Consider the following 11,949-nt stretch of genomic DNA (forward strand, 5'->3'; position numbering starts at 1 on the left):
TCCCCGGCCCTGCGGCAGGAGGCAGGGGTCCGTCCAAAGTGCGTAAGCTGCTTTACAGCAGCACCGCGCACGGTATAATCCCGGGCATGGAACTGATCACGACCCATACGCACACGGATTTTGACAGTCTGGCAGCCATGATTGCGGCCAAGCGCCTCTATCCGGAAGCCGCCCTGGTGCTCCCCGGCCCGCCCGGAGACAAGGTACGGCGCTATCTGAGCCGGGAATTCGACAACCTCTACCTGTTCAGCCAACCGGGCGACATCGACCTGCCCGCGGTGCAGCGGCTGGTACTGGTGGGGACCCGGCAGGCCGGACAGCTCGGTTCTCTGGCCGCCTGCCTGAGCAATCCAGGCCTTGAACTCCACGTGTACGACCACCATCCACCCCATGAGGGCGACATCCGGGCCCAGGTGGAGCACGTGGCGCCCTATGGCGCCACCAGCACCCTGATGGTCAGGCTGATCCGCGGGCAGCACCTGGTGCTCACGCCCTGGGAAGCGACCCTGATGGCGCTCGGCATCTACGACAGCACCGGTGCCTTTCTCGCGCCCGGCACCAACCGGGAGGATCTGCGCACCGCCTCCTGGCTCCTTGGGCAGGGTGCACACCTGGAGACGATCGCCCGCTATTTTTCCCGGGCCCTCACGGAGCGGCAGGCGGAACTGCTTGCCCAGTTGCAGAAGAACAGCGCCCCCTATGTCATCCATGGCATACGGGTAGTGATCACCTGGCTCGAATCCCGGGAGTACATCGACGACGCGCAGACCCTGCTGCAGCGGGTCATGAACATGGATGGCCTGGAAGTGCTCTTCGCCTTCATGACGATACGCGGCGCCCTGCACTTCCTCTGCCGCAGCAATCTGCCGGAGATCAACGCCGCTGCCATTGCCCGCTCCTTTGGCGGCAGCGGTCAGGCTGCCGAAGCCGTTGCCAGCATTCCGGACATGACCCGGGAAGAAGCCGAGGAAAAACTGCTGCGGCTGCTGCAGGGCAGCGTCAGGCCAAAGGATCGGGCCGGCGAACTGATGAGTACGCCGGTCATCGCGGTCACGGCCGGCGTGACGCTCAGCGAGGCCGCCGAGATGCTGACCCGCTACAATTTCACCGTGCTGCCGGTGGTGCAGTTGCCAGGCAGCCCGGATGGCAGCGTGCCGCCCACCGGCCTTTTGGGCATGATCTCACGGACGGTGGTGGAAAAGGCCATTTACCACGCCCTGGGCAAGGCGCCGGTCTCCGAATACATGACCACGGGCCTTGCCGCGCTGTCCGAAGACTCCGGTCTGGCGGACATCATCGACATCATGGTGGCCAACCGGCAACGGCTCATTCCGGTGCTGCGCGGGGAGGCGCTGACAGGCGTCATCACCCGCACCGACCTTCTGAGCCTCCTGGTGGACGACCCCGGCAATGTCTCGCCCGACCTGCTCCGGGCCGACCGGCATCCGTCGATCAGGCGCGGCAGAAATCTGAGCGATCTCATGGTGCGCCGGCTGTCCCGGGATGCCATCGTGCTGCTCCGCGAACTCGGCGAAACCGCGAAGACACAGGGCTGCCAGGCCTTCGTGGTGGGCGGTTTCGTGCGCGATCTGTTGCTGGGCCACAGCAACCTGGACATCGACATTGTGGTGGAGGGCAACGGCATTGCCTTTGCCGGTGCCTTCGCCAGGATCAAAGGCGGCATTGTCCGCCCGCACCTCAAGTTCAACACCGCCACCGTCGTGCTGCCGGATGGCCTGCGCATCGACGTGGCCACCGCCCGCCTGGAATACTACGAGCATCCGGTGGCCCTGCCCACAGTGGCGGTGGGCTCCATCAAGCGCGACCTGCACCGCCGCGACTTCACCATCAACGCCATGGCCATTGCCCTGAATCCGGAACGCTTCGGCACCCTGGCGGATTTCTACAATTCCCAGAACGACCTGATGGCGCATCGCATTCAGGTGCTGCACAACCTGAGCTTTGTGGAAGACCCGACCCGGATTTACCGGGCCATCCGCTTTGAAAGCCGGCTGGGCTTCCATATCACCCGCAACTCCGAACGCCTGATCCGCAACGCCATCCGGCTGGGGCTGCCGCGGCAGATCGAGGGCCTGCGCTGCCTGCACGAGCTGCGCCTCATTCTGAGCGAGGACAATCCCATTCCGGCGCTCAGGCGCATGGAGGATTTCCAGCTCTTTCCCTTCCTCTGGCCAGGTCTGGCGCAGCCCTTCAAAATCGGCCGCCGCGTGCTCCATGTCCTGGGCATGGCCCGGGAGGCCATTGCCTGGTTCCGCCTGCTCCAGGACAACACGCCGCTGGAACAGTGGCTGGTCTATATGCTGACCCTGAGCTGCGGCCGCACCACGGCTGAACTGGACAGCCTGTGCCAGAGGCTGGACATGCCGGAAAGACAGCGTCTGAGCCTCCTGTGCCAGAAGGAAAAGGCCGAAGCTCTGGAGCAGGAGCTGTTCAGACATCCGGAAATGCCGCCGAGCGCCAGCTACTGGCCCCTCAGGGCGCTGAGCGAGGAGGCCCTGCTGTACCTGCGGGCCATTGCGCGCAAACGAGCCATCATCAACCGGATCGCCCACTTCGTCACCCGCCTGCGCGGCATGAAACCCCTGGTGGACGGCGCTGGTCTGAAAGCCCTGGGCTACCGGCCCGGGCCACAGTTCAGCGTCATGCACAAGAGTCTCCTGACGCACCAGTTCGACGGCGAAATCCGCACGCGGGACGAAGCCGAAAGCTTTCTGGCGCGCGAGTATCCGCTGCCCGGCCGCAAATGAAAATCCGCCCATCTCATCCCAACCGCATCAGGACCCGTTATGCACCTTGACCCGGAATTTCTGCTGAGACTGCTCATTTCCGCCCCGCCACTGCTCCTGGCCCTGAGCCTGCACGAGCTGGCCCACGGCTATGTGGCCCTGCAACTGGGCGATCCCACCGCCAAACAGGCCGGCCGCCTGACCATGAATCCACTGAAACACCTGGATATTCTGGGCGTTCTGGCCTTTATCTTTTTCAATGTCGGCTGGGCCAAACCGGTGCCGGTCGATCCGCGCTACTTCAGGAATCCGCAAAAAGACATGCTGGCCGTAGCGCTGGCCGGCCCGGCCGCCAACGTGGCCCTGGCCATTGCCAGCGCCATCCTCCTGCGCCTGCTGACGGCCCTGGACCCCGGACAGCCGGGCTATGCGCTGACCATTCTGCTGCTCCTCCTGAAAAGCAGCGTCTGGATCAACGTGATGCTCGCAATCTTCAATCTGTTGCCGATCCCGCCCCTGGACGGCTCCCGCATTCTGATGGGAGTCTTGCCCCCCAGCGCGGCATACAGGTTCGCCGGACTGGAACCCTACGGCATTATTCTGGTGCTGGTCCTGTTCTACCTGGGCATCATCGGCAAAATCATTATGCCCATCATCCAGACTCTCGCGAAACTCCTCCAGGGTTGAAGACCAGGCAGGGCAGATTCTCATTGCCAAGGCACCACCCAGGGTGAGCAAAGGTGAAAGGGACAGGGCGGGATTCTGGGGGGAGTTGGCAGCGCCAAATCCGACTACTGTGCCCGGACTGCTGATCACCAGGCCCGCGCAAGACCAAAGATGCCGCGCCACGACCGCTTGCATGAGCCGCTTTGATCTGGTCACCGGGGTCGACGAGAAGCTCCGTAGCGACTGGTCTCCTGTGCAAATTGCAGGGCGTATTCGCCTGGACTATCCAGAGGGATCAAACCATGCGCATCAAAGGGAGAGCATCTACCGCTGGATCTACGCTGCCGCACAGCCTGGAGATACAAGCCATCGCCATTTGCGCCGCGCCTACCGCCGCCGCAGGCGGCAAAGCAGGTACGACCGGGGAGAGGCCGGTTGCCCGGGCGTATCAATATGGCCCGGCGGCCGCAGCCTGTTGCCGGCAAAACCCGCTGGGGAGTGGAGGCGGATTTGGTCTGTGCTGCAGGAGGCCAGGCAGCGCTGCCCAGTTGCAAGGAGCGCACAAATCGGTTTTGGTGCTGACCAGGCTTGAGAACAAGACGGCCGCTGCTTCGGGCGAGGCGCTTGTGCCGCGTTTGTGCGAGCTGCCACCAGAGCTGCGGCAAACTCTGACGCTTGATAACGGTTCGGAAAAGGCCGGGTTCAGGGAGCTGGAGCGGACAGGCCTCACGCGCCTCCTTGTGCAGGCCACATTCGCCCTGGCAGCGCGGCAGCAACGAGAACGAAGGTGGCCTCTTGCGACCGTACTGCCCAAGGGGCATCAGCTTGCGCAAGATCACGGAAGACTGCTCAGGAACATAGCAAAACGGCTGAATGAGCGGCCTCGAAAATGGTCCACCTACCAGACTTCAGTTGAAGTTTTTAACCCTGCCCTCACCGGTGCACTTGCAATTTGAATGCATCGGCCTGCCCACGGGACATCTACTGCAGTTTTTTCGCCACCAAAAACCGAGACCCGCCATACGGAAAATTGACACCCTGGCGGATAAGAATCAATTCACATGCCATAATGCGACTCAAAAAGGTGTCCCAAGTTTTGGGCAAAGTCAGCTCGCAAGTCGACTCTGCCTTTTTACAGACATGTCCTTTCAGGCGGGAGAGCAGCAAGGCAGGCAACAGCAGGCTAACAAACGAGGTAGAACGGAGCACTTGGAAGCCCGCTCCTTCCACCTTGGCCCGCAAATCCGCAGCAGCATAGCGTCGCACATGACAGGCAGCCTCATCCACCGCGCTCCACAAGAACATATGCTGCGGCACAGTGATAAGCAGCCCTCCTCCTGGTCTGAGTGCCTGAAAAATCTGCCCAAGCACTCGTTCGTCCTCTTCGATGTGCTCCAGGACATCAAAAATACCTATGACGTCAAACTCATCGACAAAGGGAATATCGCGTGCATCCATCTGCATCAGTTCGGCGGCAGGCAAACGCCGGGCGGCAAAACGCAGCCCTTTCGTAAACACCTCGCTGCCCACCAGCCGTATCCCCGGATTGGCGGCCCCAATACCAGACAATACAAATCCCGTGCCACAGCCGACCTCAAAAAAAGATTGGGCTTGGGGAAAATAGGTTCGCAAGGCCCAAAGGATAAGCTGGTTGCGGCTGCGAAACCAAAAGCTGCCCTGCTCAAGCCCCGCCAGCTCCTCAAAGGCCTCCGCATAGAAACCAGCTCCCCCCTGCGCTAATTCCGGGGCAAAGGCAGGGCGGCCGTCGAGCATCTTAGCCTGCCAGCCACAGGAGGGACAGCGCCAATGGCAGGAGGTAAAGCATGCCGCGCATTGCAAACACCGTTTCATTGTCTTTAAAATTTAAAAATTTAAGAAAATTGCTATCGAAAAACGTAAAATTTAAAGGTCAAGAAAAGAAACCCTGCCACCGTTATAATAGAAAAGGCTTGAACTAATTGATGTGAATATTTCATAACATCAACAAAAAGAAAAAGAATCAAGAAGTTCAATATATATCCAAAAAAATGCGCTACAACATATCTTATTCCTATATAAGTAATACTTCCAACACAAGAGAAAATGAATCTTTTTGCACAAAAGAATCCTACAAATACTCCTAACCCATAAAGCATTGTCATTGTTAATTTTGGAGTTAATCCAAAACTTATCAACAACAAATAAAGAATATATCCGCCAATATTATTTATTATGCCCAATATTCCATATCGGGCCAACTGTTTAAACCATACCCTCTACATATTTTATGCTACCTTTATAGAAGTTATCTAGCATAATTAAATATCCATTGCGCTTTCAAAAGAGAATCTGTCCATATAATTTTATTCGAATATTCAGGATATTCATTCTCAAATAAATTCTTTAAAGAATTATGCATAGATCCATTTCTCTGGACTATCAAAGCTCCAGCATATCCAGCTCTCATGGCTCCCAACCCATCACGCCATACACTATCTCCAATCATCAATAAATCATCTGGATTTAGAGATAACCTATCTGCGACATCCAAAAAACCTCTGGCGGCAGGTTTAGGAGATGATATCTCTTCTGTAAGAATAATTGATTTGAATTTAAAATATTTTGGCAATCGTTCTATTTTTTGCCACTGTGAATTTGCAGGGTTATCGGTTATTAAAGCGGTCGGTATGCCAAGGTCTAGAAGTTTCTGAAAAAAAACTTCTGCATCTTGATGCAAAAAAAGGTTATCTGGATGAGCATTATGCCACATGGAAATTAAAATTTCTGAAAGATTACTTGGTAACCCAGCTCTATAAAGAGCAATATCGATCAGTTTGTTCCATGGACCTTCATCAATAAGGCGTAATGCTTCTTCTTGAAAGAGTTTTACGGATGCATTATCAATATTTTTTTTAATTTTTTCTAACGTAATTTTAAGTTTTTCGTGCATCCATCTTTTTTGACATATTAATATTTCATCAAGATCAAAAACAATTCCCTTGATTTGTTGATTAAATTTAGGAATAAAGCTTTCATGCAAAGTACGAACAACGTATCCAGAACGTGCCGGCTTAAAATTTCGGTTGCCATGAAGAAGAAAATCTACCAAATTTACCCCTGCAGCCAAAGCACACACTGATGATGTCCCGGGTCGCGGATTTATATCACTCAACCAAATGGAGCTATCTAATTCTTCAAGAAACTGCACATTGAATAATCCATACCAACCATTTTTTATAAGCCAATTCGCCGTTGCAGCCACTAATTGTTCCAGCTCAGGATGATTATCAATTTCACTCACCACGGCAAATCCTCCCGTCGTCCGAAGCCGGCGTCGGCAAACTACAGGAGAACAATCGCCTTTTTCTCCTAAAGCAAAATCAACAGACCATTCCGTAAAACACGACAATTCACGTTGCCACAAATATTCTCTCTCCTTTTCCTTTTGTACATTTTCACAATATTGCTGCCTATGGGCAAGCCGTAACAATCCTGTCCCTCCCCAACCTCGAATTGGTTTGCCCAACAGAGGATAAGAAAAGTCATGTTGCATAGGATCTTCTGGAGGTAAAATTGGCAATCCGGCCGACTGTGCCGCAAGCGTAGTTTGTAATTTATCGCTCAATAGGTCAACAAGGCTTGGCTTGCTAGAAAACACTTTTATCCCCAAAGTCTCCAATTCTACCCGTAGTCTGGATAAAATGGGCAGATCGTACATGGTAGTTGGGAAGAGAGCTTTAACAGAGTATTTGTTAATTAGAGCAATTAAAGAATTTCGAAAATCTTCGGCATATTTTACCTCAGGCATTACATGAAAAATATCGGCTTCAAATCGATTTAAGCTTTCAGGAATACTATCAGCAATTATAACACACCATTTGAGCGCACGTAGACTTCTCAAAACAGAGAGCCCTTGAAAACCACCTCCACCTACAACAATAGCATTCTTCATTATTTATTTCTCTGGTATGCAAATCTCAACATAAAGGCAGTAAGCATATCGTGGGGATAAATCACCAGAATGGACAAGAACATTCCAAACCGTTTCTGAAAGATTTAATGAACTAATTTGCGATGTTGCAAAAGGTTTAAGCATCAATCCTTCTTCTTTTGTTATAATCAGTCCAGATTTTTCAAATATAGAGCGAAAAGTATCTCTATCAAAATAACGTTTATGGCCGAGTTTAATATCCCATTCATTTAATGTCTCTTTCTGGGAATGGGAGAAAATCCCTCGCCTTGAGGCGAAGACTTCAGTACATCTGTTTGTTTCGCTTCCTCCACAGATTTCTGTGAGTAAATTGGTTGGCCGCATAAAAGGGAAAACCTCACGCAAGCTGCTTGCAGAAAACCGACGTTTGTCCGGGCAATTTTGGGGCCGTCATCTGTGGGGTCGCGGATATTTTGCCGCCAGTTCAGGCAATGTCACAGACGATGTCATCATGCAATATATTGCAGAGGGTCAGATCTTTGCTTGACTCTTGCCAATGAAAAGCTCACCGGCTTCGCCCGGTGTGGCGGCTGATTGGCGTTTATTTTTTATTCAGAAAATCATCAGGCGAAATACCGGCCTGCTTGAGAATTGCACGAAGAGTGCCTTCCCAGCCCGTTGAAAAAGTCTTCAGGTAAGGCATAATGGTGCACAGGCGATCAAAGTTTGTCGAGGAGGCAGTATGAGTCCTGGCCGGAGGCAGGCAGAGCAGAAGAGCATGTGGCTGATCTATGATCAGCTGCCCCAGAGTCAGGGGCATGTCTTTTACGAGCGGCTGGTACTTTGACACCGAGACCGGGCTGCACTACAACTGGAACAGAAACTACGATCCGGAGACCGGAAGATACCTCTCACCAGATCCCATCGGCCTCGATGGTGGACTCAACCTCTATGCCTATGAGGAAAATGATCCGGTGAATTGGGTGGATCCATGGGGACTTTTTTCGGTATTTGATTTATGGCCAGGACATCCCGAATATGAAGGAAGTCCTTTAGGTTGTGAAAGATTTTGCAAAGACAGAGGAGAATACTACGACGTTTATATCCCTGCACCTAATGGGAAGGCGGGTGGTCTTTGTAAATGTAAAAATGTGAAGATCAATATGAAAATCCTGGCCATCATGATCCTTCTAATTCTGGCCCTAACCAGTACAACAAGAAAAAAAGTGTTTTACCTGAGAACCATGAAGAACTTTGGCAACAAAGTCAACGATGATTGGATGGAAATAGGTGGACAAAAATAGGTGAAGGGAAAAAAGCTGAATATTATAGATTTTTAAATGATGGTAATGGTAATTATCATTGGGGCGGCTCTACAAATGGTATGACAAAATCAGGAAATCCAAATAGGATCAAACTTCAAGATGTTCCAGAAAATATCCGATAATTTAATTATATGAGTGATTTCGTATGTATTGGCAATAAAAGTCAATTTGCCATTGAATATGTGATATGCGAGAAAACTCCTTATTTAATGGGAAGAATGTGTCTTTGGGTTAATGATTTATATATTGGAAACATAGAAGAAGATGTTATGCTCTTGACAGTAAAGCATTATTTTTACGTAAAAATGTCTCAGCCAGAGCATTTAAGGAGAAATGAATTCAAATTAATGAAACCTGAAGAAGTGTATAGGTACATCTATGATGTGGAATATGATCATACGCGATATTTATTAAATATATGCGAGTCTTTTGATGATTTTTCTACAGTAATCTATATTCTTGAGGGTAATGTAAATTTAATCTGGAAATTATATGAAGATGCATCGAACAAATACCCTGAATATCCGTTGGGCCTAAATTCTTCAAGTATTGATTTTGATCATTTTAGCAACGTTGTTAATCAATTTATATCTGACATTAATGTGCTAACATGAATTGCTTGTGAGGTCATGAAGCGGGGTCGGACCACTGCTGTCCCACTAAATTTGGAATAGCGATAACTGGTTGTTATTTAATGGTATTTTTTGTTTTTCCGGACAAAAAGTTTGTCTAAATCTCGCCGTTCAAACAGGTTGAGCTGAAGAAGCCGCAAAATCTGCAAGATAGACTGCCCCAGGCGGCTCTGAAATTTGGTGAACGCCACCAGAAGATACGCGCACAAGGCAATCCACAGTTGCGTCCGAACCGCGTTCATGCTGGTGCCCACGAAGCTCTTCACTTTCAGGTGTTGCTTGATCCACTTGAAAAAGAGTTCCACCTGCCACCGCTCCTTGTACAGCGCCGCCACTGTGGTAGCCGGAATCCCAGGCGCATTGGTCAAAAACTCGTATTCCTCGCCTGTAGACTCATCCAGAAAGCGCACCTTGCACAACGTGCCTTTCACGCCTTTGAGCTGGATTTTCCTGTCTTCCAGTACGCCAGGACTTTTGCGCCCTCGACGTTTCGCGCCAGGATGAATCACTGCCCCGTGCTTCAGCCGCGTCACGAAACGACCGCCTTCCTCCGTCAGTTCCTGGTACCACTGGTAGTCCGTGTAGCCGCGATCAAAGACCACCCATGAGCCTCGGGGCAGACTCAGTTTTCGGGCCATGTTGATCTCATGAACCTTCCCTGTCGTCATGTCCACAAAATCGGGAAGCTAGCCGTCCGCGGAGACACCCACCTGCATTTTCACCGCGCCTTTGCCGGTGCGGCAGCTGGCCCGGGAGAACAGCGACAGCGGCAGTTCAATCACCGTGGCGTCAAGCAGATAGACCTTACTGCCGTCCTTGAAGTGGAACTTTTGCTTGGGTGGAGCGAACGCCTGACAACGGGCCAAAAGCGCCTGAAACACTTTCTCAAAGAGCTCCGGGGGAGTGCTTTCGTTGGCCCGTGCCAGGCTGGAACGGCTGAATGAGTCCAGGCCCAGGTGGTAGAGTTTGTGGAGTTGTGGCGAGAAAGTAGCCATTATGCCGCGCAAGCTGTCGCGCCCGGTGAGTTGCCCTGTCATCATGACCACAAACTGTGTCCAAACGGGAACTGCCCGGCGATGCACTTTGGGCAACACCGCTCGACGGACTTGCTCAAACTCATGTCTCGGAAAAACTCTAAGCACTTGGCTCAAAATCGTGTTACAATGCTCCATGGCTTGGATCTCCTTGGTTTTAATGAACTTTTTGTAAACCCATTATAACACACCAGGGATTCCAAGCCTTCATTTTCTCTAGAAATCATTGATATTTTGCGGGACAGCAGTGACAATCAAGGCACAATCTGGTTCCTCGCTGTTTCATGTGGGTAGGGCAAAAGAGAGTCCCGCACCCAGGAGGTAGATCATGGCGATCAAATTCTTCGTGGACCGGTAGCCACGCGCCCGAGACCTGGCCGCCTGGATCAGGCTGTTCGTGCCTTCCAGAATGCCGTTGCTGATCCTTGAAGTGAACCAGCGCAAGATGCCGTCCCAGTGCCGTTTGATGGTCGCCGCTGCCTGTTTCATGGGTTCCAGCCGGCAGTGCGTCGCCCAGAAGTACCACCTCTTCAGGAAGGTCTCCGCCTGGCCGGGGGCCTGCTGGAACAAGTCCTGAAATGTCGTTTTCAGTTGCCAGGCCCGGGCCGTTTTCAGATTCAGCCCGGACATGGTGAGTGCCGCCAGACACTCCTGTTGCGAGGCAGGTAATTTGTCACGGTTTTTCAGCCACACATACCGGCTCTTCGCCAGCTCGGGCCGAGTCTTCGCCTCCTCGCGCCGCACCTGGTCCACCGCGTCGCCCGGCACCTTCATGATGTGGAACCGGTCAAAGGTGATGTGCGCCCCGGGGCAGTTCGCCTCCACGCCGGAAATGAACGCGGGCGACATGTTGCAACACACCTCGTTTACCTTTGCGGGATCGCGCCGTGGGCCGCAAGCTCTTCCTTGAAGCGCTGGATTGTGGCGGCATCCCGGCCCTCGGTGGCGAACAGCACCTTGTGGCTTCGCAGGCGGGCGAACACGGTGACGTAGTTGTGGCCGCGTTTGCTGGCTGTCTCGTCCACGCCAAAGGAAGCGACGTCGGCGCAGGAGATGCTCGTTCTGGCCTCCTCCACATGGTGATTCACCACGCGCCAGAGCCGGGTGTCATGCTCGCCCACATGCTTTGCCAGGCTTCGTGTTGGCATGGCCTTGGCGAGGCTCATGACCAGGGCCTCAAACAGCAGGGTGAAGCCGCTGCCTGGACGCGCCCAGGGCACGGATACCTGCTTGACGCCGCAATGGTCGCATTTGACTCGGGGCAGCTTCGCGGTCAGCCAGGCTTCGTGCTGGAAGAAGTTCAGGTGCCGCCAGCTCTTTTCCGTGGTGTCGTATGCCTTGAGGTCTGCCTGGCCGCATTGCGGACAGACAAAGACGCTGCCCCGGGGAAAGGCCAAACGAATATCCAGGCGCTTTTGCTCTGCGGCAAACTCGCAGGACTCCACCTGCCACGGCGGAGTCAAACCAAGGGCCATTTGGAAAAGGTCGGTGTCACGCATGGATGAAAACCTCAAGAAGGGAAACAAGGAAAAAACACCTTGCCCACATGAAACAGCGAGGAACCACACTACCAGACTCCCGCTGAGGTTTTTAATCACGCCCTCACCGGTGCATTTGCAATTTGAATGCACCCAA

Annotated in this window: 8 protein-coding genes and 3 pseudogenes; 5 read left to right on the top strand and 6 right to left on the bottom strand. The window is 52.8% G+C overall.

The annotated features are described in order from the left end of the window. Nucleotides 1-38 precede the first annotated feature (38 nt). A complete protein-coding gene (locus tag CAY53_RS09695; protein WP_245874799.1) occupies nt 39-2,768 on the top strand; it encodes a CBS domain-containing protein in 2,730 nt (909 codons plus the stop codon). A 39-nt stretch (nt 2,769-2,807) separates the two neighbouring features. Beyond that, nucleotides 2,808-3,434, top strand: coding sequence for a site-2 protease family protein (locus CAY53_RS09700; RefSeq protein WP_104936934.1), 627 nt, complete (start codon nt 2,808-2,810; stop codon nt 3,432-3,434). A 960-nt stretch (nt 3,435-4,394) separates the two neighbouring features. On the opposite strand, the gene CAY53_RS09710 is transcribed toward CAY53_RS09700, so the two are convergent. From CAY53_RS09710 to CAY53_RS13565, 4 genes are all read right to left on the bottom strand, one after another. After that, nucleotides 4,395-5,186 carry a class I SAM-dependent methyltransferase gene (locus CAY53_RS09710; RefSeq protein WP_104936936.1) on the bottom strand — a complete coding sequence of 264 codons (792 nt, stop codon included), beginning with the start codon at nt 5,184-5,186 and terminating at the stop codon, nt 4,395-4,397. Between the two features lie 110 nt (nt 5,187-5,296). Beyond that, nucleotides 5,297-5,650, bottom strand: coding sequence for a GtrA family protein (locus CAY53_RS13970; protein ID WP_104936937.1), 354 nt, complete (start codon nt 5,648-5,650; stop codon nt 5,297-5,299). A 47-nt stretch (nt 5,651-5,697) separates the two neighbouring features. Further along, nucleotides 5,698-7,344 carry an HAD hydrolase-like protein gene (locus CAY53_RS09720; protein ID WP_104936938.1) on the bottom strand — a complete coding sequence of 549 codons (1,647 nt, stop codon included), beginning with the start codon at nt 7,342-7,344 and terminating at the stop codon, nt 5,698-5,700. Between the two features lie 3 nt (nt 7,345-7,347). Further along, nucleotides 7,348-7,728, bottom strand: coding sequence for a hypothetical protein (locus CAY53_RS13565; protein WP_181040263.1), 381 nt, complete (start codon nt 7,726-7,728; stop codon nt 7,348-7,350). Here CAY53_RS13565 and tnpA point away from each other — a divergent pair. The 3 genes and pseudogenes from tnpA to CAY53_RS12755 form a co-directional block, all read left to right on the top strand. Next, nucleotides 7,637-7,870, top strand: a pseudogene (tnpA, locus tag CAY53_RS13975) (IS200/IS605 family transposase); the annotation flags it as partial. The gene CAY53_RS13565 and the pseudogene tnpA overlap by 92 nt on opposite strands. 271 nt (nt 7,871-8,141) lie before the next feature. Beyond that, entirely contained in the window at nt 8,142-8,627 is a 486-nt protein-coding gene (locus CAY53_RS09730) for an RHS repeat-associated core domain-containing protein (protein ID WP_245874800.1), read from the top strand. Nucleotides 8,628-8,779: 152 nt separating this feature from the next. Continuing rightward, nucleotides 8,780-9,262: an Imm42 family immunity protein gene (locus tag CAY53_RS12755; protein WP_146106487.1), complete on the top strand. Its 483-nt coding sequence runs from the start codon at nt 8,780-8,782 to the stop codon at nt 9,260-9,262. 45 nt (nt 9,263-9,307) lie between these two features. Here the strand turns inward: CAY53_RS12755 and CAY53_RS09735 are convergent. Together CAY53_RS09735 and CAY53_RS09740 are read right to left on the bottom strand one after the other, a co-directional pair. Then, nucleotides 9,308-10,452 (bottom strand): annotated as a pseudogene (locus CAY53_RS09735) (IS4 family transposase). 144 nt (nt 10,453-10,596) lie between these two features. Next, nucleotides 10,597-11,813: pseudogene (locus CAY53_RS09740) on the bottom strand (ISL3 family transposase). Nucleotides 11,814-11,949: the final 136 nt, after the last annotated feature.

Source organism: Desulfobulbus oralis (genome assembly GCF_002952055.1).
In the GTDB taxonomy this organism is placed as follows: Bacteria; Desulfobacterota; Desulfobulbia; order Desulfobulbales; family Desulfobulbaceae; genus Desulfobulbus; species Desulfobulbus oralis.